Annotated in this window: 25 protein-coding genes; 9 read left to right on the forward strand and 16 right to left on the reverse strand. The window is 71.5% G+C overall.

The annotated features are described in order from the left end of the window. Positions 1 to 12: 12 nt before the first annotated feature. Positions 13 to 822 (reverse strand): maleylpyruvate isomerase family mycothiol-dependent enzyme, encoded by an 810-nt coding sequence (locus ACT2CW_RS16600; RefSeq protein WP_445517118.1) that lies wholly within the window; start codon positions 820 to 822, stop codon positions 13 to 15. A 106-nt stretch (positions 823 to 928) separates the two neighbouring features. Here ACT2CW_RS16600 and ACT2CW_RS16605 point away from each other — a divergent pair, with 106 nt between their 5' ends. Beyond that, positions 929 to 1,804: a deoxyribonuclease IV gene (locus ACT2CW_RS16605; protein WP_445517119.1), complete on the forward strand. Its 876-nt coding sequence runs from the start codon at positions 929 to 931 to the stop codon at positions 1,802 to 1,804. Positions 1,805 to 1,896: 92 nt separating this feature from the next. Further along, complete coding sequence (locus ACT2CW_RS16610) at positions 1,897 to 2,397, forward strand: DUF4396 domain-containing protein (protein ID WP_445517120.1); 501 nt, start codon at positions 1,897 to 1,899, stop codon at positions 2,395 to 2,397. 35 nt (positions 2,398 to 2,432) lie between these two features. Here ACT2CW_RS16610 and ACT2CW_RS16615 read toward each other — a convergent pair whose 3' ends face one another. Further along, positions 2,433 to 3,056 (reverse strand): sulfite oxidase-like oxidoreductase, encoded by a 624-nt coding sequence (locus ACT2CW_RS16615; protein ID WP_445517121.1) that lies wholly within the window; start codon positions 3,054 to 3,056, stop codon positions 2,433 to 2,435. A gap of 158 nt (positions 3,057 to 3,214) precedes the next feature. Between ACT2CW_RS16615 and bfr the strand changes: the two genes are divergently transcribed. Continuing rightward, the gene (bfr, locus tag ACT2CW_RS16620) at positions 3,215 to 3,730 is read left to right on the forward strand and encodes a bacterioferritin (RefSeq protein ID WP_138911075.1); all 516 of its coding nucleotides are present in this window, start codon (positions 3,215 to 3,217) and stop codon (positions 3,728 to 3,730) included. A 43-nt stretch (positions 3,731 to 3,773) separates the two neighbouring features. Here bfr and ACT2CW_RS16625 read toward each other — a convergent pair whose 3' ends face one another. Next, entirely contained in the window at positions 3,774 to 4,040 is a 267-nt protein-coding gene (locus ACT2CW_RS16625; protein WP_445517122.1) for a (2Fe-2S)-binding protein, read from the reverse strand. Positions 4,041 to 4,217: 177 nt separating this feature from the next. Beyond that, the gene (locus tag ACT2CW_RS16630; RefSeq protein WP_086880966.1) at positions 4,218 to 5,567 is read right to left on the reverse strand and encodes a class II 3-deoxy-7-phosphoheptulonate synthase; all 1,350 of its coding nucleotides are present in this window, start codon (positions 5,565 to 5,567) and stop codon (positions 4,218 to 4,220) included. A 274-nt stretch (positions 5,568 to 5,841) separates the two neighbouring features. Here ACT2CW_RS16630 and ACT2CW_RS16635 point away from each other — a divergent pair, with 274 nt between their 5' ends. The 3 genes from ACT2CW_RS16635 (at position 5,842) to ACT2CW_RS16645 (ending at position 9,032) form a co-directional block, all read left to right on the forward strand. After that, positions 5,842 to 6,378, forward strand: coding sequence for a hypothetical protein (locus ACT2CW_RS16635; protein ID WP_445517123.1), 537 nt, complete (start codon positions 5,842 to 5,844; stop codon positions 6,376 to 6,378). Positions 6,379 to 6,389: 11 nt separating this feature from the next. After that, positions 6,390 to 6,935 carry a hypothetical protein gene (locus tag ACT2CW_RS16640; protein WP_445517124.1) on the forward strand — a complete coding sequence of 182 codons (546 nt, stop codon included), beginning with the start codon at positions 6,390 to 6,392 and terminating at the stop codon, positions 6,933 to 6,935. A 165-nt stretch (positions 6,936 to 7,100) separates the two neighbouring features. Then, positions 7,101 to 9,032, forward strand: a complete 1,932-nt coding sequence (locus ACT2CW_RS16645) for an anthranilate synthase family protein (protein WP_445517125.1) — start codon at positions 7,101 to 7,103, stop codon at positions 9,030 to 9,032. Between the two features lie 83 nt (positions 9,033 to 9,115). Here the strand turns inward: ACT2CW_RS16645 and ACT2CW_RS16650 are convergent, their stop codons facing one another. The 4 genes from ACT2CW_RS16650 to ACT2CW_RS16665 form a co-directional block, all read right to left on the reverse strand. Then, positions 9,116 to 10,144: a 6-phosphofructokinase gene (locus ACT2CW_RS16650; protein ID WP_164431947.1), complete on the reverse strand. Its 1,029-nt coding sequence runs from the start codon at positions 10,142 to 10,144 to the stop codon at positions 9,116 to 9,118. Positions 10,145 to 10,325: 181 nt separating this feature from the next. Further along, positions 10,326 to 11,003, reverse strand: coding sequence for a response regulator (locus ACT2CW_RS16655; RefSeq protein WP_414083854.1), 678 nt, complete (start codon positions 11,001 to 11,003; stop codon positions 10,326 to 10,328). Beyond that, positions 11,000 to 12,256 (reverse strand): MacS family sensor histidine kinase, encoded by a 1,257-nt coding sequence (gene macS / locus ACT2CW_RS16660; protein ID WP_445517367.1) that lies wholly within the window; start codon positions 12,254 to 12,256, stop codon positions 11,000 to 11,002. Before macS ends, ACT2CW_RS16655 begins: the two co-directional genes overlap by 4 nt. Before the next feature lie 90 nt (positions 12,257 to 12,346). Continuing rightward, a complete protein-coding gene (locus ACT2CW_RS16665; protein WP_445517126.1) occupies positions 12,347 to 13,102 on the reverse strand; it encodes a lysophospholipid acyltransferase family protein in 756 nt (251 codons plus the stop codon). Positions 13,103 to 13,212: 110 nt separating this feature from the next. On the opposite strand from ACT2CW_RS16665, the gene ACT2CW_RS16670 reads away from it, so the two are divergent. Together ACT2CW_RS16670 and ACT2CW_RS16675 are read left to right on the forward strand one after the other, a co-directional pair. Continuing rightward, positions 13,213 to 14,031 (forward strand): alpha/beta hydrolase, encoded by an 819-nt coding sequence (locus tag ACT2CW_RS16670; protein WP_445517127.1) that lies wholly within the window; start codon positions 13,213 to 13,215, stop codon positions 14,029 to 14,031. Further along, a complete protein-coding gene (locus ACT2CW_RS16675) occupies positions 14,024 to 14,647 on the forward strand; it encodes a hypothetical protein (RefSeq protein ID WP_445517128.1) in 624 nt (207 codons plus the stop codon). Before ACT2CW_RS16670 ends, ACT2CW_RS16675 begins: the two co-directional genes overlap by 8 nt. 84 nt (positions 14,648 to 14,731) lie before the next feature. Here ACT2CW_RS16675 and ACT2CW_RS16680 read toward each other — a convergent pair whose 3' ends face one another. From ACT2CW_RS16680 to ACT2CW_RS16705, 6 genes are all read right to left on the reverse strand, one after another. Next, complete coding sequence (locus ACT2CW_RS16680) at positions 14,732 to 15,580, reverse strand: endonuclease/exonuclease/phosphatase family protein (RefSeq protein ID WP_445517129.1); 849 nt, start codon at positions 15,578 to 15,580, stop codon at positions 14,732 to 14,734. Between the two features lie 16 nt (positions 15,581 to 15,596). After that, on the reverse strand, positions 15,597 to 16,538 hold the full coding sequence (locus ACT2CW_RS16685) for an ROK family glucokinase (RefSeq protein ID WP_164431965.1): 942 nt from the start codon (positions 16,536 to 16,538) through the stop codon (positions 15,597 to 15,599). Between the two features lie 57 nt (positions 16,539 to 16,595). Next, positions 16,596 to 17,063: a DUF5304 family protein gene (locus ACT2CW_RS16690; RefSeq protein ID WP_086884916.1), complete on the reverse strand. Its 468-nt coding sequence runs from the start codon at positions 17,061 to 17,063 to the stop codon at positions 16,596 to 16,598. Positions 17,064 to 17,184: 121 nt separating this feature from the next. Continuing rightward, the gene (locus tag ACT2CW_RS16695) at positions 17,185 to 18,558 is read right to left on the reverse strand and encodes an ArsA family ATPase (protein WP_445517130.1); all 1,374 of its coding nucleotides are present in this window, start codon (positions 18,556 to 18,558) and stop codon (positions 17,185 to 17,187) included. Between the two features lie 128 nt (positions 18,559 to 18,686). Further along, positions 18,687 to 19,127, reverse strand: coding sequence for an SRPBCC family protein (locus ACT2CW_RS16700; protein ID WP_086884914.1), 441 nt, complete (start codon positions 19,125 to 19,127; stop codon positions 18,687 to 18,689). Between the two features lie 66 nt (positions 19,128 to 19,193). Beyond that, the gene (locus tag ACT2CW_RS16705) at positions 19,194 to 19,955 is read right to left on the reverse strand and encodes a metallophosphoesterase family protein (RefSeq protein ID WP_164431971.1); all 762 of its coding nucleotides are present in this window, start codon (positions 19,953 to 19,955) and stop codon (positions 19,194 to 19,196) included. Between the two features lie 252 nt (positions 19,956 to 20,207). On the opposite strand from ACT2CW_RS16705, the gene ACT2CW_RS16710 reads away from it, so the two are divergent. Beyond that, positions 20,208 to 22,004, forward strand: coding sequence for an AMP-dependent synthetase/ligase (locus ACT2CW_RS16710; RefSeq protein WP_445517131.1), 1,797 nt, complete (start codon positions 20,208 to 20,210; stop codon positions 22,002 to 22,004). 215 nt (positions 22,005 to 22,219) lie between these two features. On the opposite strand, the gene ACT2CW_RS16715 is transcribed toward ACT2CW_RS16710, so the two are convergent. Further along, positions 22,220 to 23,362, reverse strand: a complete 1,143-nt coding sequence (locus ACT2CW_RS16715) for a glycosyltransferase family 4 protein (protein WP_445517132.1) — start codon at positions 23,360 to 23,362, stop codon at positions 22,220 to 22,222. Then, positions 23,341 to 23,979 (reverse strand): transposase, encoded by a 639-nt coding sequence (locus ACT2CW_RS16720; protein ID WP_445517368.1) that lies wholly within the window; start codon positions 23,977 to 23,979, stop codon positions 23,341 to 23,343. Before ACT2CW_RS16720 ends, ACT2CW_RS16715 begins: the two co-directional genes overlap by 22 nt. Between the last annotated feature and the right edge of the window lie 57 nt (positions 23,980 to 24,036).

Genomic DNA, 24,036 nt, shown 5'->3' on the forward strand with positions numbered 1-24,036 from the left:
CGCCCCGGCCGCTCATCCGAAGCTGACCCGCTCCAGCCAGAAGTCCAGCAGCTTCTCATCGCCCAGGATCTCCACGCCCGCGCCGCGGGCCGGGCGCCGCTTGTAGATGATCAGCAGCAGGTCGGTGAGCGGCCCGCGCACCGCGACCGCGGCCTTCTCATGCGCCCGCCGCCAGGTGATCGCGTCGCCGGTGAGGTCGACCACCCACTCCGCCGCCACCTCCGGCGCGGTGTCGGTCGCGTGGAAGTGCAGGGTGCGGCCGGGGCCGAGCAGCTCGCGCATCCAGGGGTGGACCTCGAAGTGCATCGGCAGCGAGCCGAGCGCCAGCCACTCGTCGAACCCGTCCAGGGCCACCTCCTGGTCGAGGGTGTACTCACCGCCGAGGGCCAGGACCGCGTCGGCCCGGTGGACCGCCGTCTCATGGGTGAAGCGGCGGGCGTAGAAGTCGGCGCGCCCCCCGGCGACCTGCCCGAAGTCCGGCACCGGGGTCCACAGCCGCGCCTCGGGCCCCGCCTCGCGCAGCGTGTCGGCCAGCAGCTGGGCGCCCTCGACCAGCCAGGGGGCGAGCTCGGCCGCGTCCTCCTCCGCGTACGGCGACAGATCGCGGAAGTGCTCATCGGGCAGCGCTTCCGTGGCCCGGGTGCGCACCAGCTCCTCGGCCCACCGATGGGTTCCGCCGAGATGACGCAGCAGCTGCCCGACGTTCCAGCCGGGGCAGGTGGGCACGGGACGGGTCAGATCCGCGCCCTCGATCGCGCCCCGCAGCAGCTGGGTCTGCGCGACGATCTCGGAGCAGCGACGGTCAAAGCTCAGCAGAGTCATGTACGTCACAGTACGGGCGCCCACCGACAGCGGACCCCGGCCCGGGAGCCATGAGCCCGCCGAGGGGCGACACCGCGGGCCCCTCGCACCTGGGACCCTTGATGACGTGAGTACGCATCGCATCCGCAACCCCATCGGCGGTCATATCCGGGTGGCCGGCGGCCTGGCCACCGTCGGCCTGGCGCACGCCGCCGACATCGGCGCCGAGACCGTCCAGGTCTTCGTCGCCAATCCGCGCGGCTGGGCCACCCCGGTCGGTATGCCCGCCCAGGACGAGGCGTTCCGCGCCGGCTGCGCCGAGCGGTCGATACCGGTGTACGTCCACGCCCCCTACTTGATCAACTTCGGTTCGCACACCGAGGCCACGGCCGAACGCTCCGTCGCGTCCCTGCGCCATTCGCTCCGTCGCGGCCGGGAGATCGGCGCGCTCGGCGTGGTCGTCCACACCGGCTCGGCGACCGGGGGACGTCCGCGCGCCACCGCGATCGCGCAGGTACGGGAGCGGGTGCTGCCGCTGCTGGACGAGCTGACCGGGGACGACGACCCCTGGCTGCTGCTGGAGCCGACCGCCGGGCAGGGCACCTCGCTGTGCGCGCTGGTGGAGGACCTGGGGCCGTACTTCGAGGCGCTGGACCGGCATCCCCGGCTCGGGGTCTGCCTGGACACCTGCCATGTGTTCGCGGCGGGGCATGACCTCGCCGCCCCGGGCGGTGTGAAGCAGACGCTGGACGAGCTGGTGGCCGTCGCCGGTGAGGGGCGGCTCAGGCTGATCCACGCCAATGACTCCAAGGACGTGGTCGGCGCCCACAAGGACCGGCACGCGAACATCGGCGCCGGGCATATCGGGGCGGAGCCGTTCCGCGAGCTGTTCGCCCACCCCGCGACCGACGGGGTGCCGCTGGTGATCGAGACGCCGGGCGGTACGGAGGGGCATGCGGCGGATGTGGCCCGGCTCAAGGAGCTGCGCGCCGGGGTGGCCTGAGAACGCGCCCGGTGCATTGAGGAATACCCCTAGGGGGTATAGCGTTGAGAGCGGTTGACGAATCCGCGATCAACGCTGGGGGTACGACGGACATGCGACAGCATGAGCACACGCGGAGCGGACCTCATGAGCACCATGGCCACGAGGAGCACGCGGGCGCGACCAACTGGTCGATGGCCGCGCAGGCCACCCTGCACTGCCTCACCGGCTGCGCCATCGGCGAGGTCGTGGGCATGGCCATCGGCACGGCCCTGGCCTGGCACAACGTCCCGACGATGATCCTGGCGATCGTGCTCGCCTTCGTCTTCGGCTACTCCCTGACGATGCGGGGCGTGCTGCGGGCGGGGCTCGATATGCGCAACGCGCTGCGGGTGGCGCTGGCGGCCGACACCGTATCGATCACGATCATGGAGCTGGCCGACAACGCGACGATCGTCGTCTTCCCGGGCGCGATGGACGCGACGCTGTCGGACGTTCTCTTCTGGCTCAGCCTGGCCCTGTCGTTCGTGGTGGCGTTCCTGGTCACCACGCCGGTCAACAAGTGGATGATCAGTCGGGGCAAGGGACATGCGGTGGTCCACCAGTACCACTGACCACCACTGACCAGGCCATGGCGGCCCGGGGCCGGCTAGAGCTCCGGGCCGTCGCCCGGCTCCTCCTGGTAGGAGTAGCGCTTCTCCGTCCAGGGGTCGCCGATGTTGTGGTAGCCGCGCTCCTCCCAGAAGCCGCGGCGGTCGGCGGTCATGTACTCCACCCCGCGCACCCATTTCGGGCCCTTCCAGGCGTACAGATGGGGCACCACCAGCCGCACCGGAAAGCCGTGCTCGGCGGTGAGCAGCTCGCCGTCCTTGTGGGTGGCGAAAATCGTGGTCGCCGCCATGAAGTCGGACAGCCGCAGATTCGAGCTGAACCCGTATTCGGCCCACACCATCACATGGGTGACATCGGGCGCCGGCGGTGCGAGCTTCACGATCTCCAGCGAGGAAACCCCGCCCCATTCGGCGTCGAGCATGCTGAATTTGGTGACGCAGTGCAGATCGGCCACGACCGTCGAGTACGGCAGGGCCGAGAACTCCTCATGCGTCCAGCAGTGTTTTTCGCCGTCCGCCGTGGCGCCGAAGACCCGGAACTCCCATCGGTCCGGCTTGAACTTGGGGACCGGCCCATAGTGCGTAACCGGCCAACCGCGCTGGAGTCGCTGCCCAGGAGGCAGCTTCGCGAGCTCCCCCTCGCGGCTTTCCGACTGACCCATGGGCTCCATGGTCTCAGACCGCCGGGGGTGGTCGTGACCAGGGCATCGAGGACGGGCACAACTCGTACTAAGCGTGCACTTACTGGACGCCCCAACAGGCGCGGTGCGACGATGCGCGGAACCTGCCGTTCCCGATCGGATTGGAAGGAGCCCCTCCGATGCAGGGTGACCCCGAGGTCCTCGAGTTCCTCAACGAGCAGCTGACCGGCGAGCTGACCGCGATCAATCAGTACTTTCTGCACTCAAAGATGCAGGACCACTTTGGCTGGACTCGGCTTGCCAAATACACCCGGTCGGAGTCTTTCGACGAGATGAAGCATGCGGAGATCCTCACCGACCGCATCCTTCTTCTGGATGGGCTGCCCAATTACCAGCGGCTCTTCCATGTCCGGGTGGGCCAGACGCTGACCGAGATGTTCCAGGCCGACCGGCAGGTGGAGATCGAGGCGATCGACCGCCTCAAGCGGGGCATCGAGCTGATGCGGTCCAAGGCGGACATCACCTCGGCGAATCTCTTCGAGTACATCCTCGCCGACGAGGAACTCCACATCGACTATCTCGACACCCAGCTGGAGCTGATCGAGAAGCTCGGTGAGCCCCTCTACATCGCCCAGCAGATCGAGCAGCCCAGCGACAACGGCGACAACTACTCCGGGAGCGGCAAGGGCCACTGAGCCCGCGGCGGCAGTACTCGCGGCGACCGCACCGGTCCGCCGGTCAGGCCGCCTCGGCGGCCGTCGGCTCCGGGAGCGAAGCGGCAGCAGCGGACGCCGCCGTCACGGCCGTGGTCAGGACGACCGGGTCCAGCGCCTCGCGCCGGGGGCACGCACCGCGGCCCAGCAGCGCCTGGATCTTCCGCACGCACGATCCGCAGTCCGTGCCCGCCTTGCAGGCACCGGCGATCTGGCGCGGGGTGCACGCGCCCGATTCCGCGTGCTGACGCACCTGCTGCTCGGTGATCCCGAAGCATGAGCAGACGTACACGGACTCTCCAGCGGGGGCGTCGACGATGGCCTTGATCGGTGAGGTAACCCTTACCTTACCTGCCGCGCCGGACCCCCACAACGCACGGCGGGCGCGGATCCATGTGATCCGCGCCCCACCTGCGTCTTTATGATCTCTGCTGGCCAGGCTCTACTGGCCGGTCCCTCTGGCCGACCCCTACTGGTCCCGGTACATCTCCGCCACCAGGAACGCCAGGTCCAGCGACTGGCTGCGGTTGAGCCGCGGGTCGCACGCCGTCTCGTAGCGCTGGTGCAGATCGTCGACGAAGATCTCGTCGCCGCCGCCCACGCACTCCGTGACATCGTCGCCGGTCAGCTCCACATGGATGCCGCCCGGATGGGTGCCGAGCTCCTTGTGGACCTCGAAGAAGCCCTTGACCTCGTCCAGCACATCGTCGAAGCGGCGGGTCTTGTGCCCGGACGCCGCCTCGAAGGTGTTGCCGTGCATCGGGTCGCAGACCCAGGCGACCTGCGCACCCGAGGCGGTCACCTTCTCCACCAGGTTGGGCAGCTTGTCGCGGATCTTGTCCGCGCCCATCCGGGTAATGAAGGTCAGCCGGCCCGGCTCGCGGTCCGGGTCGATCCGCTCGATCAGCGACAGCGCCTCTTCCGGCGTGGTCGTCGGGCCCAGCTTCACGCCCACCGGGTTGCGGACCTTGGAGGCGAACTCGATATGCGCCCCGTCCAGCTGCCGGGTGCGCTCGCCGATCCAGACCATGTGGCCGGAGACGTCGTACAGCTCGCCGGTGCGCGAGTCGGTGCGGGTCATCGCCGTCTCGTAGTCCAGGATCAGCGCCTCGTGCGAGGAGAAGAACTCGACCGTCTTGAACTCCTCCGGGTCCACCCCGCAGGCGTTCATGAAGGCCAGCGCCCGGTCGATCTCGCGCGCCAGCGCCTCGTAGCGCTGACCCGAGGGCGAGGACTTCACGAAGTCCTGGTTCCAGGCGTGCACCTGCCGCAGGTCCGCGTAGCCGCCGGTGGTGAAGGCGCGCACCAGGTTCAGCGTCGAGGCCGACGCCTGGTACATCCGCTTCAGCCGCTGCGGGTCCGGGATCCGCGCCTCGGGGGTGAACTCGAACCCGTTGACGGAGTCGCCGCGGTAGGTGGGCAGGGTCACCCCGTCCCGGGTCTCGGTCGGCTTGGAGCGCGGCTTGCTGTACTGCCCGGCGATCCGGCCCACCTTCACCACCGGGACGGACCCGGCGTAGGTCAGCACGGCGCCCATCTGGAGGAGCGTCTTGAGCTTGTTGCGGATCTGGTCGGCGCCCACGCCGTCGAATGCCTCGGCGCAGTCACCGCCCTGGAGCAGAAACGCCTCGCCCCGCGCCACGGCCCCCAGGCGGTGCCGCAGCGCGTCGCACTCGCCCGCGAAGACGAGCGGCGGATAGGACTCGAGCTCAGCGATCACATCGCGCAGAGCCGCTCGGTCCGGCCAGTCGGGCTGCTGCGCCGCGGGAAGAGACTGCCAGGTGTGGCCACCGGCGTGGGTTTCAGCGTTCACGGTCACCCGCACAAGGTTACGGGGTCTCCACGGCCGTCCAGCCCGCTGCCCACAAGGTGAGACACCGCCCCTCACGCCTTGAGCCCGAACCACCCGGGGTACGGACCAAGGTCCGTACCAAGCACACACGGGACGCGTCGCGCAAGAACTGGCGTTCGGGCATCCTCCGGCCGTTTACGGTCATGTCGTGAAGACCCCGTGATGGAACCGTGCATTCCTCGGACGCTGTTCGGGCGATCGGCCCACCCTCGCGGCCGGTCCCCATCCGAAGGAGTGCCCCATGAGGAAGTTGCTCCGCCGCGGTGCCGCGGCCTTCGCGGCCGCCGCCTCGCTCGTACTGATGTCGCTCAACGCCACACCGGCCCAGGCGGACTCCTCCGCCATCGCGTCCGGGATGACCTGGACCGTGCTCGCGAAGGGGACCAACGGCACGATCAGGGTGGGCGCGGACTCCGCGACCGACGCGTACAACGGTGACACCGCCGCCACGGCGACACTCCCCATGCTGTGCCTGAGAGTCAACAGCAGCGCCGTGCCCGGTGGGATCACCCCGGACTTCTACGCGGGCTGGGCACGCGGCACCGTGGCCGCGACGCCGCCCGTGCTGGGCAAGTCGCTGACCAGCCGGGCCGCGGCGGACGCGATCTGTGCGCAGTACTACGGCGCGGACTGGCGGGAGGCCGAGTTCCACGACGGCCGGTACGGCGCCAATCTGGAGGCGAGCGGTGGCTGGTCCTTCTGGGCGTACGGCTATGTCCCGGACGGCACCCGCTTCTGGACCGCGATCAACGATCAGCCGGCGAACCCCTGGAACTGAGGGGCCGCGCCATGAGTCCTCTCCGCCGGATCACCGCCACCCTCGCGGCGGCGGCGTCGCTGACCCTGGTGCCCTTCGCCGCCGCACCGGCCCACGCGGGCCCGGCCGCCAACCATGCCGGGATGACCTGGGTCATCCGGGAGGACGGGCCCGGTGGCACCGTCCATATGGGCTCCGACGCCCAGACGCATGCGTATGTCGGGGACACTCCGGCCACCGCCTCCCTGCCGGTGCTGTGTGTCAAGGTCGACGGGTCTCCCGTGCCGCCGGGGATCACCCCGGACGCCAACGCGGGCTGGGCACGCGGCACCGTCGGGGCGACTCTGCCCACGCCGGGCACTCGGCTGACCAGCCGTCTCACCGCCGACCGGCTCTGTGAGGACGTCTTCTACGCGGGCTGGCGGATGGCCGAGTTCCATGACGGCCGCTACGGCGCCGATCTGGGCAGCGCGAGCGGCTGGTCCTTCTGGGCCAACGAGAACAACGCCGACAAACTGCCCAGAGGCACCCGTTTCTGGGTCGCGATCAACGACCAGCTCGCCAACCCTTGGAACTGAGGTAAGGTCCTGGACATGCACGCGCGACTGACCATGACCTGGTGGTGGACCGCTCATCCGGCGGCCCGCTGAATCGCGCACTCCCAAGATCTCGCGAAGGCCGCCCGAGGGGCGGCCTTCGGCGTTTCCGCGGGTCGTTCCTCAGTCCGGAAGGAATCACCCGCCATGCAGAACCCCCATGCTCAGGACGTCGTCGCACGGCTGCTCTCCGACGACGCGCCGCCCTTCGCCCTGCTGCACCGCCGCACCCCCGGCCGGGCGCCCGACACCGTCGAGGTGCTGCTCGGCCCGGTCGGCGAGGTGGCGCGGCTGACCGACATCCCGCTGCCCACCGGGACCCCGCGGGACGGCGCCCCGGTGGCGGACGCCCTCGCGCTGGTGCCGTTCCGGCAGATCCGTGAGCGCGGGTTCGAGGTGCGCGACGACGGCACGCCGCTGGCCGTGCTGCGCCCGGAGGAGAGCTACGAGCTGCCGCTCGCCGAGGCCCTGGAGGCGCTGCCCGGGCATCCGGTGCGGGTCGAGGACGGGGCGTTCGACGTGGACGACGACGCGTACGCGGAGATCGTGAGCCGGGTCATCGAGGACGAGATCGGCACCGGGGAAGGTGCCAACTTCGTCATCCGAAGGACCTTCCGGGGCGAGATCCCGGGGTTCGCGAGTACCGACGCGCTCGCGCTCTTCCGGCGGCTGCTGGCCGGGGAGCGGGGCGCCTACTGGACCTATGTCGTACGGCTGGCGGACGGGCGGACGCTGGTGGGGGCCAGCCCCGAGGTCCATGTGCGGATGTCCGGGGGAACGGTCGTGATGAACCCGATCAGCGGGACGTACCGCTACCCCGAGGGCGGGCCAAGCGCCGAGGGGCTGCTGGAGTTCCTGCACGACCGCAAGGAGGTGGAGGAGCTGTCCATGGTCGTGGACGAGGAGCTGAAGATGATGTGCACCGTCGGCGACATGGGCGGGACGGTGATCGGGCCCCGGCTCAAGGAGATGGCGCACCTCGCGCACACCGAGTACGAGCTGCGCGGCCGCTCCTCGCTCGACGTCCGGGAGGTGCTCCGCGAGACGATGTTCGCGGCGACCGTCACCGGCTCCCCGGTGCAGAACGCGTGCCGGGTGATCGAGCGCTACGAGCCCGGCGGCCGCGGCTACTACGCGGGGGCGCTCGCGCTGATCGGACGGGACGGCGGCGGCGCCCAGACCCTGGACTCGCCGATCCTGATCCGCACCGCCGACATCGACGCCGGGGGATCGCTGAAGGTGGCCGTCGGCGCCACGCTGGTCCGCCACTCGGATCCGCGCGGCGAAGTGGCCGAGACGCATGCGAAGGCGGCCGGGGTGCTGACCGCGCTGGGCGTGCGGCCCGCGCCCGTACGGCCCGAGGAGGAGGGCCCGCGGCCGCGGCTCACGGACGATCCGCGGGTACGGGCGGCGCTGGACGCGCGGCGGGCGGACCTGGCGCCGTTCTGGCTGCGGATGCAGGCTCCCGAGGAGCCCCAGACCGGGGGGTTGTCCGGGCATGCCCTGGTGATCGACGCCGAGGACACCTTCACCGCGATGCTCGCGCATCTGCTGCGCACCTCGGGGCTGACCGTGACCGTGCGGCAATACGACGAGCCGGGGGTGCGGGAGGCGGCGCTGGCACACCAGGGGCCCGTGGTGCTCGGCCCCGGCCCCGGCGACCCGGGCGACAAGGCCGACCCGAAGATGCGGTTCCTGCGGGCGCTGACCGCCGAGCTGGTGGCCGGGCACCGGCACGGGCTGCTGGGGGTGTGCCTGGGGAACGAGCTGATCGCGGCCGAGCTGGGGCTGGAGATCGTGCGCAAGGACGTGCCGTTCCAGGGCGCCCAGGAGCGGATCGACTTCTTCGGGCGTGAGGAGACCGTCGGCTTCTACAACACCTTCACGGCGCGCTGCGACGAGGCGGCGGAGACGGAGCTGGCGATGCACCGCGTGGAGCTGAGCCGGGACCGGGCGACCGGCGATGTGCACGCGCTGCGCGGGCCGGGCTTCGCCGGGGTGCAGTTCCACCCGGAGTCGGTGCTCTCGCGGGACGGGGCGGCGCTGGTGGCGGAGCTGCTGGCGGCCGTACTGGTCTGAAGAACAGGCCCGCAGGGTGGCGTGACGATGGGCCGGGCGCGACGTCCGCGCCCGGCCCATCGCCGTACTGCACCCAGACGGCCTCAGCCGAAGAAGACCTCGGCCTCGGCGTAGAGCGAGGGATCGACCGTCTTGAGCCGTGCGGTCGCCTCGGCAAGCGGTACCCGGATGATGTCGGTGCCGCGCAGCGCGACCATCTTTCCGAAGTCCTCGTCCCGGACCGCGTCGATGGCGTGCAGCCCGAAGCGGGTGGCGAGCCAGCGGTCGAAGGCGCTGGGCGTGCCCCCGCGCTGGACATGGCCGAGGACGGTGGTGCGGGCCTCCTTGCCGGTGCGCTTCTCGATCTCCTTGGCCAGCCACTCGCCGACCCCGGAGAGCCGGACATGGCCGAAGGAGTCCAGCGTGTCGTCCTTGAGGACGACGTCGCCGTCCTGGGGCATCGCGCCCTCGGCGATGACCACGATCGGGGCGTAGCGGATCTTGAAACGGGATTCGACCCAGGCGCAGACCTGGTCGACGTCGAAGCGCTGTTCGGGGAGGAGGATGACGTTGGCGCCGCCGGCGAGCCCCGAGTGCAGGGCGATCCACCCGGCATGACGGCCCATCACCTCGACGACGAGCACCCGCATATGCGATTCGGCGGTGGTGTGGAGCCGGTCGATGGCCTCGGTGGCGATGTTGACGGCGGTGTCGAAGCCGAAGGTGTAGTCGGTGGCGGACAGATCGTTGTCGATGGTCTTGGGGACGCCGACACAGCGGATGCCGTAGTCGCCGGAGAGCCGGGCGGCGACACCGAGGGTGTCCTCGCCGCCGATCGCGATCAGCGCGTCGACCTCCTGCTTGACCAGGGTCTCCTTGACCCGGCGGATGCCGTCCTCGCTCTTGAGGGGGTTGGTGCGGGAGGAGCCGAGGATGGTGCCGCCGCGTGGCAGAATGCCGCGCACCGCGCGGATGTCGAGGGGGACGGTGTCGTTCTCGAGAGGGCCGCGCCAGCCGTCCCGGAAGCCGATGAAGTCATAGCCGTATTCCTGTACGCCCTTGCGCACGACGGCGCGGATGACCGCGTTGAGCCCGGGGCAGTCACCGCCGCCGGTCAGCACTCCGACCCGCATCGTTTCTTCCCTTCTCCCGTGGAATCCCGTGATTGGGCCCGGTACGGAGAGCCACGCTAACGGTGATCCAGGTCACACGGGATGGGGCGTCGGACGATTCCCGCGCGGATCAAGGGAGTTGGTTTTGAACTTCACCCGTACGAGGGGGTGACGCAATGTCACCGGCCCCGGCCGGACGGGGTCAGGCGTCGTCCAGTCCGCGCTCGATGGCGTAGCGGACCAGCTCCACGCGATTGTGCAGCTGGAGCTTGCCGAGGGTGTTCTGGACGTGGTTCTGCACCGTGCGGTGCGAGATGACCAGCCGCTCGGCGATCTGCTTGTACGAAAGCCCCTTGGCCACCAGCCGCAGCACCTCCGTCTCACGCTCGGTGAGCTGCGGGGCGGCGGGCTGGTCGGCGGTGGGGGCGGGCTCGCCCGCGAGCCGTCGGTACTCACCGAGCACCAGGCCCGCGAGGCCGGGGGTGAACACCGGGTCGCCGACCGCCGTGCGGCCCACCGCGTCCAGCAGTTCCTCGGTGCTGGCCGACTTCAGCAGATAGCCGGTGGCCCCGGACTTGACCGCCTCCAGGACGTCCGCGTGCTCACCGCTCGCGGAGAGCACCAGCACCCGCAGCTCGGGGCGGTCGGCGAGGACCTCCTTGCACACCTCGACCCCCGGCAGCCCGGGCAGGTTGAGGTCGAGCACCAGGACGTCCGGCCCCGCGGCCTTGGCCCGGCGGACCGCCTGCGGTCCGTCCCCCGCCGTGGCCACCACGTCGAACCCGGCCTCGGACAGGTCCCGGGCCACCGCGTCGCGCCACATCGGATGGTCGTCGACCACCATCACCGTCACCGGGCGGCCGTCGTGCTGAGCGGTCATCGTGCCGCTTCCCCCTTCTGTCGCGCCTTTTTCGCCGACGCCTTCGGAACCGTCAACTCCACCTCGGTGCCCTGCCCCGTCGCCGAGATCCACTCGGCGGTGCCGCCGAGGTCGCGCAGCCGTCCCCGGATGGACAGGGCCACCCCCAGGCGGCCCTCCGCCTCGGCGTCCGCAAGCCGCCCCTCGGCAATGCCGGGGCCGTCGTCCCGTACGGTCACCATCACCGCGTCCGGCTCGTCCTCCAGCAGGATCCAGGCGTGGGCGTCCTCCCCGGCGTGGACCCGCACGTTGTCCAGGGAGGCGCCGACGGCGGCGGCCAACTCCCCGGCGATGCCCGCCGGGAGGAGCACCGGGGCGCCCGGCTCGGAGAAGGTGACCCGGGAGCCCGCGTGCGGGGCCAGCAGGGCCCGCAGATCGCAGGGGCCGTCGTCGGAGCGCTCGGGGCCGGGCGGGCGGGGCGGGCCCGGCGGGTCGTCGGCGTCCGGAAGGGCGCCCGGGAGGCCGCCCGGGTCGGCTACGGCCTCCGTCCCGTCGCCCGTACGCGGCCGGGTCACCAGACCGGTGGAGACCAGGGTGCGCAGCGCGATCTCCTGCTCCCCCGCCATCCGGCCGAGTTCGGCCGCCTCGCCGCCGATCGCGGCGCCGCGCCGCTGCACCATGGCGAGCACCTGGAGCACGCTGTCGTGGATGTCACGGGCCAGCCGCTCCCGCTCCCGGGTGGCCGCCTCGATGCGCAGCGCGCGGGCGAGGGTGCGCTCACTGGCGCGGGCCACCTCGACCACGTAGCCGATGCCCACGCTCGCCACCCACACCAACGACAGCATGTGGACGGTGTCCTGGGCGAATCCGCCGCGCTCGATCACATTGGCGGCGCAGACCACGGTGGACGCCGAGGCGCCCCAGCGCCAGCCGCCCTTGATGGCGAAGCCGAGGACCGCGCCCATCGTCCATATGGACGGCAGCGTGGGCGTGCCCTCGGCGATCCGGTCGTGGCTGTCCACGAGCGGGGTGAGCAGAATGCCGGTCACCGCGATGCCGAGGTCACCGACGAGGAACCGCCGGGTGCAGCGCTCGGCCGAGGCGACCATCCGGAAGGTGAGCGCCGTCCACAGCGTCAGCACCGCCATGTAGACGACGGCGCCGACCGGATGGTCGTAGTCGTCGAAGGAGTAGACGCACAGGCCGAGCGCGTAGAGCAGGGTGAGCACCCGGTAGGCGGTCAGCGCCTGCCACAGCGGCTGCTCGACGGACATCCGCACCACGCGCCCGCCCCCGGCGCGCTCCCGTCCGGACCGTTCCCTGGACCGCTCCGTCAACGTCCCCCACCCCCGGTGCCGGCGCGGCTAGGCGCCGGACTTGTGTTTGTCCTTCTCCTTCTCGGCCTGCTTCTTCTCCGCCTGCTTCCGGGCCGCCTCCGCCTCCGCGATCTGCCGCTTGGCGGCGGTGGCGTAGACGTCCACGTACTCCTGGCCGGAGAGCTTCATGATCTCGTACATGACCTCGTCGGTCACCGAGCGCAGGATGAAGCGGTCGCCGTCCATGCCGTGGTAGCGGCTGAAGTCCAGCGGCTTGCCGATCCGGATGCCGGGCCGCATCAGCTTCGGCATGACCTTGCCGGGGGGCTGGATCTTCTCGGTGTCGATCATCGCCACCGGGATCACCGGGGCGCCGGTCGCGAGCGCGACCCTGGCCAGGCCGCCCGGCTTGCCCCGGTAGAGCCGCCCGTCGGGCGAGCGGGTGCCCTCGGGGTAGATGCCGAAGAGCTCACCGCGCTTGATCACCTCGATGCCCGCCTTGATGGCGGCCTCGCCGGCGCCGCGCGAGCCCGAGCGGTCCACCGGGAGTTGCCCGACACCCTTGAAGAAGGCCGCCGTGAGCCGCCCCTTGAGCCCGGGGGTGGTGAAGTACTCCTGCTTGGCGATGAAGGTGACCTTGCGGTCGAGCACCGCGGGCAGGAAGAAGGAGTCGGAGAAGGAGAGGTGGTTGCTCGCGAGGATGGCCGGACCCTCGGCGGGGATGTGCTCCAGCCCCTCCACCCAGGGCCGGAAGGTGAGCTTCAAGGCGCCACCCACCGACAGCTTCATTGCGCTGTAGAACAACCGGGACCTCCTGTATCCGACGAGGAGACCTTAACCTGCCTACCCCGTATGCGGCGCGCCGCGTACGCTGAGGACCTCGAGCCCGCTTCCCCAGCGAACGGAGATCCGTGGTGCCGCTCCTGCCCGGAGCCGAGCCGTTCCGCCGTGACGGCGGAGAGATCGGCGTCCTCGTCTGTCACGGATTCACCGGCTCCCCACAGTCCGTTCGGCCCTGGGCCGACCATCTCGCGGCCCGTGGTCTGACCGTCTCGCTGCCGCTGCTTCCCGGCCATGGCACGCGCTGGCAGGATCTCGCCGTCACCGGCTGGCAGGACTGGTACGCGGAGGTGGACCGCGAGCTGGGCAGGCTCTCCCGCACCTGTGAGCGGGTGTTCGTCTGCGGTCTTTCGATGGGCGGGGCGCTCGCGCTGCGGCTGGCCGCCCAGCACGGCGCGGCGATCAGCGGCGTGGCCCTCGTGAACCCGGCCAACCGCATCCACGACCCGCTGGCCGTGGCCCTTCCGGTGCTGCGTCATCTGGTGCCGTCGGTGAAGGGCATCGTGAGCGACATCGCCAAGCCGGGGGCGCGGGAGTCCGGCTACGAGCGGATGCCGCTGCACGCGGTGCACTCGATGCGCCGCTTCTACCGGGTGGTCGACGCCGAACTGCCGCAGGTGACCCAGCCGCTGCTGGTGATGCACAGCCCCCAGGACCATGTGGTGCCGCCGGCCGACTCCGAGCGCATCCTGAGTCAGGTGTCCTCGCGGGACGTCACCGAGCGGCTGCTGGAGCGCAGCTACCACGTGGCGACGCTGGACCACGACGCCGAGTTCATCTTCGAGGAAACGGACACGTTCATCACCCGGCTGACGGCGGGTATGGGTGAGGACACCACCCGGGCCGGCCTCGGGAAGGGCAGTGGAAAGGAGGGGGCGGCGGCCAGTGGCTGAGCGCGACTCGAATGAGAACGAGGCGGACGCGCGGCGGGACGACGACGCCGCCTTCGCCGCGATCGTCGCCGCGTACGGGGAGGAACCGCAGGACCCGCCGGGCGCCGAGCGATGGCCCGCCGCCGAGAACCTCGAGGAGAACCTCGGCGAGGAGCGGGACGGGGACCGGGACCGCCGGTCCGCCGCGGACGGCGACACCGACACGGACACCGACGATTCCGGTGGCGGCGAGGCGGCCACGGGCGGGCTGACCAAGCCCGACAAGACCGGGAAGCCGGGCGGCTTCATCGTCTACGCCCCGGGTGTGGGCCCCCGCGACTGGGAGCCCGAGGAGCCGTCCGAGGACGACTTCGACGAGACCGACGAGGGCCATTTCGTCCCGCCCGAGCCGCCCCCGCTGCCCGAGTCCGACACCACCTCCCGGTTCGCCTGGCTCGGTGTGCTGGGCGGGCCGCTGCTGCTGCTCGGAGTGGTGCTGTTCCAGGTGGAGATGGTCTGGTGGATCGCCACGCTGGGCGTCGGCGGCTTCCTCGGCGGCTTCGTCACGCTGGTGCTGCGGATGAAGGACGACGACGAGGATGAGGACGACGACCCGGGGCGCGGCGCCGTCGTCTGACCGCTACCGCTACCGCTGACCGCTCCGGAGCCGGGCGCGCCCCGGCTCCGGCTCCTGCCCGGCCGCTCAGGCCGGGGACACCCGTCAGGCCGGGGACACCCTGGGCAGTCTGAGGGCGGCCAGCACCGGAAGGTGGTCCGTGGCCGCGCGGAGGTCCGCGTCGGTGACGCCCGGCAGCCCGGCCGGGACCCCACAGCCGATGATCTCGATGCCCTCCGAGGCGAAGATCCCGTCGATGCGCTGATGCGGGTCCTTGGGGGAGAAGGTGGCCTCGCTCCCCCAGGGCTCGGTGGCCCAGCCGTCCCGCAGCTTCCCCGCGATCCGGCGGAAGGCGCGGCCGTCCGGCCGGTCGTTGATGTCACCGGCCGCGATGGCGTACGGGACGTCCAGCGCGGTCAGGTGGTCCAGCAGCATCCCGGCCTGTTCGTAACGCTCGGCCGCGGCGAGGCTCAGATGGCAGCTGACCACGCCGAGCCGGACGCCGTTGCCGCCGCCGTTCTCCGGGCGGCCGGTGTCGCGGAGGCCGCTGTCCGGGCGGCCGGGGTCGCGGAGGGGGGTGTCGCGGTGGCCGCCGCCGAAGCGCAGCACGGCGGTGGCGAAACCGCGCCGGTGCAGCCCGGGGACGCGCGGCAGCAGGGTGTCCTCGGCGCGCTCCACATGGGCGCGCAGCGAGGTGAGGATCATCGGGCCGGCGGCGGTGGCCCCGCCCGTGGTGTAGACGAGGCCGGTCTCCCGGGCCAGCCAGGCGGCGGCCTTGCGCCAGCGGAAGAAGCGCGGCGCCTCCTGGACGCAGACGACATCGGGGGCACAGGCCCGGATCACCCGGGCCAGCGCCTCGCGGTCGTCCCGCATCGAGCGGATGTTGTAGCTGAGCACCCGCACCACCGCGGCGTCCGGGCCGGTGGTGGATGCGGGCAGGTCCGCGAGCGGCACCTTCCCCCCTCGCGTCTCAGCCCTGGCGGGCCAGATCGGCGGCGCCGACGAGCCCGGCCTTGCCGCCGAGCTGGGCGGCGAGCACCTGCGCGTGCGGCCGCCACTGATTGCCCACCAGCCAGCGCCGGAAGGACTTGCGGATCGGCTCCAGGACGAGATCGCCCTCGTCGGAGACCCCGCCGCCGACGATGAACGCCGAGGGGTCGAAGAGCGAGGCGAGGTCGGCGAGCCCGGCCCCGGCCCAGCGGGCCAGCTCGCGGAAGGAGTCGATGGCCACCGGGTCGCCCTGGCGGGCGGCGTCGCTGATGTGCTTGCCCTCGATGCCCTCGGAGGTGCCGTCGCCGAGGCCGAGCAGGACCGTGGCGTTCTCCGGGGTGGCGGCGGCGCGCTGCCTGGCGTAGCGGACCAGGGCGCGGCCGGAGGCGTACTGCTCCCAGCAGCCCTGGCTGCCGCAGCCGCACAGCAGCCCGTCCGGGACGACCCTTATGTGGCCGAACTCGGCCGCGACGCCGAACCGGCCGCGGTGCAGCTTGCCGCCGATGATGATGCCGCCGCCGAGGCCGGTGCCGAGGGTGATGCACACGACGTCGTCATGGCCGACCCCGGCGCCGAAGCGGTACTCGCCCCAGGCCGCGGCGTTCGCGTCGTTCTCCACCACGACGGGCAGGCCGACGCGCTGCTCGACCTTGTCCTTGAGCGCCTCGTGCCGCCAGTTGATATTGGGCGCGAAGAGCACGGTGGCGCGCTTGTCGTCCACATAGCCGGCCGCGCCGATGCCGACGGCCTCGATCTCATGCCCCTCGCTGACGATGCGCACCGCGTCCGCGATGGCGTCGACGACTCCCTCGGGAGTGTGCGGGGTCGAAACCTGGCTCGTCTCGAGAATCGAGCCCTCTTCGTCGACCACGCCGGCCGCGATCTTCGTGCCGCCGATGTCGACGCCGATGGTGAGTCCCATGAGTCCCTCAGTTATTTGGTCGAACCCCGCCGAGGCTAACGGTACCGGAGGTGGCGCTCAGTCGAGGTCGATGTGTTCACTACTCGAACTCTCGGATTTCTCGCCGCTGCCCTTGGAATCACCCTCCGCACCCTGGGTCCAGCGTCGCTCCTGGCCGGTCACGGCGGCGCGATAGGCGGCGAGTAGCTCGGACCCGGCGCTGGCGAGGTGTTCGAAAACCTCTGGATTGCGCTCTATGACCGGTTCTACGCCGGCCTTCGCCTGTGCGATCAATTGTTGTACGGCCCCCTGAACCGCCGTCCCGGCGATCGGTGTCTGGGCGACCTTCTCGGCGAGCGCGTCGGCCAGCTTGAGGAACTCCTCGGCCACGCTGCCCGGCTCCTCGGTGGTCTGCCGGGCCCGCTGCCTGGCCCGCTCGGCGGCGAGGTCCTCCTCACAGGCCCGCTCCCAGGCGTCGGGGTCGATCTCGGTGACCGGCACATCGGTGACCGGGGGCTCCGGGGGGCGCTCGGTGGCATCGCTCATGGCGAACTCCTGCGGCGGGGATGCTGGCTGCCCGGTGACGTTCATCCGGGCTTGTGACCGACGTTACCCGAAGGAGGGGGGTGGGGTCAGAGCCGGAGACCGGCCGTCGTGGACGCGGGCGTCAGAGCCGCTTCGGCCACAGGTCCGGGTCGGGGGTGAAGCGCACCTGGAGCCATCCGTCGCGCAGCCCGGCGCCGGAGACGGTGCAGCGGCGCAGCGCGGACGGCAGCGGCAGCACCCGGTGGAACGGCGCGACGGTGACGATCAGTTCATCGCCCCGGCGCACCAGGGAGAGCCCGTCGCGGTCGGCGCCGGGCAGCGGCAGCCGCCACAGCAGCACCCCGTCCTCGGCCAGCCGGTCCTCGACGGTCCAGGGGTCGGGGGCGGGCCGGTCGGGCCGCGCCGCGGGGGCCCCGACGACCCGGGCGAGATCGGCGAGGTCGGCCGGAGCACGCCGGACACCGTCGCCGGAGTGCGGCTCGGCGGAGCGCGAGTCGGCGGGCCGCCGGTCGCCGGCGTGCGAGTCGGCGGGGTGCGGCTCACCGGGGTGCGGCTCACCGGGGTGCGGGTCGCCGAGGCCGTGCGGATCGCGGCCCAGATGCGGCAGCTCATGGACCGGGACGGCCGGGGCCCACTGCTCGTACAGCTCCTTGAGCGCGTCCTGCTGCTGGCCCGACAGCGCGGCGAGCCACGGGTCGGAGGTGCCGGTGGGCAGCAGCCGGTTGGCGACCACCGCCTCCACCCGGCAGCCGTGCAGCGCCAGACCGGCGCGGGCGGTGCGCAGCGCCCGGTCGGCGAGCGGTCCGGGCTCCACGACCAGCCGTACCGTAGTCGCCTCGGACTCGATCACGCCCTGGACGGCGGCCAGCTCCCGCTCCCAGCGCTCGGCCGTCTCGTACAGCTTCTGCGCGGGCATCGGCACCCCCGCCAGCTGGGCGAGCATCGGCCGCAGCGCGCGGGCCGCCTGCCGCTCGGCGGGCATGAGTCGGCGCAGATAGCGCCGCAGCTGCTCGGGCAGCGCGAGCAGCGCGACGGTGTCCGGCGCGGGCGGCATGTCGACGACGAGGACGTCCCAGCCGGTGCCGGGCGGGGCGGTCTGGGCGGCGCGCAGGGCGCGCAGCAGCGCGATGGCCTCCACCCCGGGCAGGGCGGTCAGCTCCTCGCCGTCCAGCGGGGTGGCGCCGAGCAGGTCGAGCAGACCGTGGCCGCGGTCCTGGAGGGCGGTCAGCTCACCGCGGAACCACTCGTCGGGGACGACCCGCGCGGCCCACAGCCCCGGCGCGAGCTCGGCGGGTACGGACCACGGCAGCCGGTCCGCCGAGCGCCCCGGTACGGCCCGCGGCCTGCCGATGCCGAGCAGCGCCTCGGGGGTGCCGTCGGAGTCGGCGGTGAGCAGCAGGGTCCGCTGACCCTCACGGGCGGCGGCGAGGGCGGTCGCGGCGGCCACGGTGGTGCGGCCCGCGCCGCCGGTACCGGTGACGAGGACCGTACGCATGAAGAGAGCCTCCGGCAGGGGGTTACGTCGGTGTGCGCGGCGCGGGTCCGGTGATCCGCACCCGCCGGAGCGTACCCCGCACCGTGGACCACCCCGGGCACCGTCGGGCCCGGGGTGGTCCGGGCGGGTCAGACGCCCTCGACGCGCTTCTTCAGCCCCGCGAGCGCGCGGTCGATGATGACCTTCTCGGCCTTGCGCTTGATCATGCCCAGCATGGGGATCTTGACGTCGACCGTGAGCTGGTACGTCACCTCGGTGCTCTTGCCGCCGTCGCGCGCCGAGAGCCGGTAGGAGCCGTCAAGGGTGCGCAGCATCTGCGACTTGACCAGGGACCAGTTGACCTGGTCGTCCCCGGTCCAGCTGTACTGGAGGGTGTAGTCGTCCTTGATCGCGCCGGCGTCGAGCAGCATCCGCACCTGCTCGGCGCGCCCCCGGGCGTCCTTGGTGAGGATGTCGGCCTCCTTCACCTCACCGGACCACTCCGGGTAACGGTCGAAGTCGGCGATCACCTCCATCACGTCGGCCGGGGCCGCCTCGATCGTGATGCTCGAGCTGGTGTGTTCCGCCATCGCCGTGGCTCCTCCGTACCGGTCCGCCGCATGGGTCCTCTGCCGCTGAAGGCTACCGCGCGCGGGTCACCACTCCAGGGTCCAGGGGGTGCCGGAGGAGGCGAAGTGTCCGACGTTGACGCACTCGGTGGCCCCGATCCGCATACGGCGGGCGAGCGGCTGATGGACATGGCCGAAGAGGGAGTACTTGGGACGGACGGTGTGGATCGCCTCCAGCAGGGCGGCGCTGCCGCGCTCGAAGCGGCGGGCGACGGTGTCGTAGCAGAGGTCGGGCACCTCCGGCGGGATATGGGTGCAGATCACGTCCACCTCGCCGAGCGCCGCGATCTTCGCGGCGTAGGTCTCGTCGTCGATCTCGTAGGGGGTGCGCATCGGCGTGCGCAGCCCGCCGCCCACGAAACCGAAGACCAGCCCGCCGATCTCGACGCGCTCACCGTCCAGGACGGTGGTGCCGGGCTGGGCGTACTCCGGCCACAGTGACGGTATGTCGACATTTCCGTAGGTGGCGTACGTCGGGGTGGGGAACGCGGCGAAGAGTTCGGCGTATTGGCGGCGGACCCCGGCCTCTATGGCCGCGTTGCGATCGAGCCCCTCCCACAGCCGGTTGCCGAGCGCCCTGGCCTCCTCGAAGCGGCGGGCGGTGCGCAGTTCGACCAGCCGGTCGGCGTTCTCGACCCCGAAGAGATCGGGGAAGATGCCACGTGAGTGATCGGCGTAGTCGAGGAAGAGAACGAGGTCACCGAGGCAGATCAGGGCGTCCGCCCCGGCACCGGCCTTCTCGAGGTCCTCACTGTTGCCATGCACGTCACTCACCACGTGGACTCGCATGCGTGTCACCCTAAGACGTAAGGGCCCGCGCCCGTAAGGTGTTCTGGCCGCACCGCCCCGCGTCTACCTGCGGTTCCTTAGCGGACGCGGCGCCCGTCGACTAGTCTGCGGGCAGCACGAAGGCGGTGTGTGACGCATCAAACATCTGGGCAGGAACCCCTATCCCGGAAGCGTACCGATGGGTAACGTCCGGGCCGTCCACCACCCCCCATGCCCTGTAGCGGCGCCGGCGCCCCACGAGGAGCAGCAGTCTTGCGCGAGTTCAGCCTTCCGGCCCTGTACGAGGTTCCGGCCGACGGCAATCTGACGGATCTCATCCGCCGCAATGCCGCACAGCATCCCGATGTCGCCGTGGTCGGCCGCAAGGTCGACGACCGATGGGAGGACGTGACCGCGACCGCGTTCCTGGCGGAGGTGCGCGCCGCCGCCAAGGGACTGATCGCGGCCGGTGTGGAGCCGGGCGACCGGGTCGGCCTGATGTCCAGAACCCGCTACGAGTGGACGCTGCTCGACTTCGCCATCTGGAGCGCGGGCGGGGTCACCGTGCCGGTGTACGAGACGAGTTCACCGGAGCAGGTCCAGTGGATCCTCAGCGATTCGGGCGCGGTGGCCGCCCTGGTCGAGACCGGGGTCCACGAGGCCGCCGTCGAGGCCGTCCGGGACACCCTGCCCGCCCTGAAGCACGTGTGGCGGATCGAGGGCGACGCCATCGGGACGCTGCGCAAGCTGGGCGAGCACGTGCCCGAGGAGAAGGTGGACGAGCGCTCCTCGATCGCCAACGCCGACTCCCCCGCCACCATCGTCTACACCTCGGGCACCACCGGCCGCCCCAAGGGCTGTGTGCTCTCCCACCGCAGCTTCTTCGCCGAGTGCGGCAACGCGGTGGCCCGGCTCAAGCCGATCTTCGACACCGGTGAGTCGTCGGTGCTGCTGTTCCTCCCCGAGGCCCATGTCTTCGGGCGGCTGGTGGAGGTCGCGGCGGTACTGGCGCCGATCAAGCTGGGCCATGTGCCGGATGTGAAGTCCCTGACCGATGAACTCGCCGCGTTCCGGCCCACGTTGGTGCTGGGCGTGCCGCGTGTCTTCGAGAAGGTCTACAACTCGGCGCGGGCGAAGGCCCAGTCCGAGGGCAAGGGCAAGATCTTCGACAAGGCGGCCGACACCGCCATCGAGTACAGCAAGGCGCTGGACGCCCCGGGCGGACCGTCCTTCGGGCTCCGCTTCAAGCACAAGGTCTTCGACCGGCTGGTCTACAGCAAGCTGCGGGCGGTGCTGGGCGGCCGGGCCACCCACGCCATCTCCGGCGGGGCGCCGCTGGGCGAGCGGCTGGGCCACTTCTACCGGGGCATCGGCTTCACGGTGCTGGAGGGGTACGGCCTGACGGAGTCCTGCGCGGCGACCACCTTCAACCCCTGGGACCGGCAGAAGATCGGCTCGGTCGGGCAGCCGATGCCGGGCACGGTGGTGCGCATCGCCGACGACGGCGAGGTGCTGCTGCACGGTGAGCACCTCTTCACCGAGTACTGGAACAACGAGTCGGCCACGGCGGAGGCGCTGTCGGACGGCTGGTTCCACACCGGGGACGTGGGCACGCTCGACGAGGACGGCTACCTCACCATCACCGGCCGGAAGAAGGAGATCATCATCACCGCGGGCGGCAAGAACGTCGCCCCGGCGGTGATAGAGGACCGGATCCGGGCCCATGCCCTGGTGGCCGAGTGCATGGTCGTCGGCGACGGCCGGCCCTTCGTGGGCGCGCTGGTCACGGTGGACGAGGAGTTCCTGCCGCGCTGGGCGGCCGAGCACGGCAAGCCCGAGGGCGCGACGGTGGCCGAGCTGCGGGAGGACCCGGACCTGCTGGCGGAGATCCAGCAGGCGGTGGACGACGGCAACGCGGCGGTGTCCAAGGCGGAGTCGATCCGGAAGTTCCGGATCCTGGCGACGCAGTTCACCGAGGATTCCGGGCATGTGACGCCCTCGCTGAAGCTGAAGCGGAACGTGGTGGCGAAGGACTTCGCCTCGGAGATCGAGGCCATCTACCGCAACTGACGGCCACCAGGCCGCAGCACCCGGGCCGCGCGCCCCGGGCGGCGGAGCCCCGCCCTCCGGCGCTTGAGGAGCCGGGTCCGGGGCGGAGCCACGAACTCCAGCCCCTCCGGCGCTTGAGGAGCGGGGTCTGGGGCGGAGCCCCAGTTGTGGGAAGGGGCGGGTAGGGGAATAGCCTGCCGCAGGCGTACGCGTACCGCCGGACACCGCCCAAGCCGTCACAGCAGCGACTTGAGGCGGTCCGCCAGCAGATCCCAGCGCCAACGCTCCTCCACCCAGGCACGCCCCCGCTCACCCATGCGGCGGCGCAACTCCGCGTCCTCCAGCAGAGCCACAACACGCTCCGCGCTCTGCTCGGCGGAGTCCCCCCGCACGACCCACCCCGTCTCGCCGTCCAGCACCGCGTCCGGCGCCCCGCCCGAGTCCCCGGCGACAACCGGCAGACCGGTCGCGGACGCCTCCAGATAGACGATGCCGAGGCCCTCGACGTCCAGCCCGCCACGACGGGTGCGGCAGGGCATGGCGAAGACGTCGCCCGCGCCGTAGTGGGCGGGCAGTTCCTCCCAGGGCACGGGGCCGGTGAAGCGCACCGACTCGGCCACGCCCGTGGTCTCCGCGAGGCGGCGCAGATCCTTCGCATACGGCCCGCCGCCGACGATCAGCAGCACCGCGTCCGGCACTCGCCGCAGGATCCTCGGCATGGCCCGGATCAGCGTGTCCTGCCCCTTGCGCGGCACCAGCCGGGAGACACAGACCACGACGGGCCGCTCGGCCAGGCCCAGCCGGGCCCGGATCTCGTCGCCGCCCGAGCCGGGGTGGAAGGTCTTCTCGTCCACACCGGGCGGGAGTTGGACCATCCGGGCGGCGTCCCGGGGGTCGAGCGCGGCGGCGATGCGGGAACGGGTGTACTCACCGAGATAGGTGAGGGTGTCCGTGGCCCCGCCGATCCGCCGCAGCAGCTGCCGTGAGGCCGGCAACTGCGCCCAGGCGGCCTCGTGGCCATGCGTCGTGGCCACCAGCCGCCGCGCCCCGGCCGCGCGCAGCGCGGGGGCCATCAGCCCCAGCGGCGCGGCGGCGCCGAACCACACCGAGGTGCAGCCGTGCTCACGCAGCAGCGCGGTCGCGCGGCGTGTGACGCGCGGGATGGGCAGCAGCATGGTCGTACGGTCCCGGACGACCGGGTACGGCTGCTCGGCGTCGAAGCGGGCGGTGGCCTCGGCGCCCTCCCGGCCGCGCTTCCAGGTGGAGGCGTAGACGACGATCCGGTCCGGGTCCAGGCGCAGCGCGATGTTGTGCAGAAACGCCTGGATGCCGCCGGGGCGGGGCGGAAAGTCGTTGGTCACGAGCAGGGTCTTGTCCATCGTGGCCGACAGTACCGGCTCGATGGCCACGTACGGGCCGGGGCCGGGCTCAGACGCCCGCCACGTACGGGCCCGGAGCCGGGCCCAGCCCGGTCGCCACGTACAGGGGTGTGACCCAGATACGCCAGAAACCCGCCACGGGATGATCTTGGCCCCGGAAGGCTCTCTTGAAAATCCCCTTCAGGCGGTCGGTCGTCGTTCCAAAGTGACGTCGTAGCCGAGGGCGTCGAGTTGGGCGAGGTGACGTCGGCGGTGGCGTTCTTCACCCCGAGGCGGCGGGTGAAGTGGTCGGGGCCGAGGTCCTGGTATGGCACGTCGGTGGTGAGCATGTGGTAGGCGGAGACGAGCATGCTGTGCGCGACGGCGACGATGGTGCGTTTCTCGCCGCGCCGCGGTCGCAGCCGGTGGTACTGGGCGGCGAGATACGTGCCCTTGGTGCGGCCGATGGCCAGGGCGGCGACGCCGAGTCCGCCCTTGAGCCACACGTTGCCGTGCCGGGTCGGTGCCCGTTTGCGTTTCCCTGCGGACTCGCGGTTGCCGGGGGCGAGCCCCGCCCAGGCGGCCAGGTGCCCGGCGCTCGGGAACCGGCTGATGTCCGCACCCATCTCCGCGATCATCACGTGGGCCACCGTGGTGCTGATCCCGGGGGATCGTGATCAGCAGATCGACCTGGT

It is taken from the genome of Streptomyces sp. NEAU-174, assembly GCF_052665095.1.

Bases quoted from the DNA above. Each gene is read 5' to 3' on its own strand.
- ACT2CW_RS16610 (WP_445517120.1), top strand. From the start codon at position 1,897: ATGCGACAGCATGAGCACACGCGGAGCGGACCTCATGAGCACCATGGC.
- ACT2CW_RS16640 (WP_445517124.1), top strand. From the start codon at position 6,390: ATGAGTCCTCTCCGCCGGATCACCGCCACCCTCGCGGCGGCGGCGTCG.
- ACT2CW_RS16695 (WP_445517130.1), bottom strand. From the start codon at position 18,558: ATGCGTACGGTCCTCGTCACCGGTACCGGCGGCGCGGGCCGCACCACC.
- ACT2CW_RS16705 (WP_164431971.1), bottom strand. From the start codon at position 19,955: ATGCGAGTCCACGTGGTGAGTGACGTGCATGGCAACAGTGAGGACCTC.
- ACT2CW_RS16635 (WP_445517123.1), top strand. From the start codon at position 5,842: ATGAGGAAGTTGCTCCGCCGCGGTGCCGCGGCCTTCGCGGCCGCCGCC.
- macS (WP_445517367.1), bottom strand. From the start codon at position 12,256: ATGTCCGTCGAGCAGCCGCTGTGGCAGGCGCTGACCGCCTACCGGGTG.
- ACT2CW_RS16720 (WP_445517368.1), bottom strand. From the start codon at position 23,979: ATGATCGCGGAGATGGGTGCGGACATCAGCCGGTTCCCGAGCGCCGGG.
- ACT2CW_RS16690 (WP_086884916.1), bottom strand. From the start codon at position 17,063: ATGAGCGATGCCACCGAGCGCCCCCCGGAGCCCCCGGTCACCGATGTG.
- ACT2CW_RS16685 (WP_164431965.1), bottom strand. From the start codon at position 16,538: ATGGGACTCACCATCGGCGTCGACATCGGCGGCACGAAGATCGCGGCC.
- ACT2CW_RS16650 (WP_164431947.1), bottom strand. From the start codon at position 10,144: ATGCGGGTCGGAGTGCTGACCGGCGGCGGTGACTGCCCCGGGCTCAAC.
- ACT2CW_RS16600 (WP_445517118.1), bottom strand. From the start codon at position 822: ATGACTCTGCTGAGCTTTGACCGTCGCTGCTCCGAGATCGTCGCGCAG.
- ACT2CW_RS16615 (WP_445517121.1), bottom strand. From the start codon at position 3,056: ATGGGTCAGTCGGAAAGCCGCGAGGGGGAGCTCGCGAAGCTGCCTCCT.
- ACT2CW_RS16655 (WP_414083854.1), bottom strand. From the start codon at position 11,003: ATGACCGCTCAGCACGACGGCCGCCCGGTGACGGTGATGGTGGTCGAC.
- ACT2CW_RS16715 (WP_445517132.1), bottom strand. From the start codon at position 23,362: ATGGACAAGACCCTGCTCGTGACCAACGACTTTCCGCCCCGCCCCGGC.
- bfr (WP_138911075.1), top strand. From the start codon at position 3,215: ATGCAGGGTGACCCCGAGGTCCTCGAGTTCCTCAACGAGCAGCTGACC.
- ACT2CW_RS16645 (WP_445517125.1), top strand. From the start codon at position 7,101: ATGCAGAACCCCCATGCTCAGGACGTCGTCGCACGGCTGCTCTCCGAC.
- ACT2CW_RS16700 (WP_086884914.1), bottom strand. From the start codon at position 19,127: ATGGCGGAACACACCAGCTCGAGCATCACGATCGAGGCGGCCCCGGCC.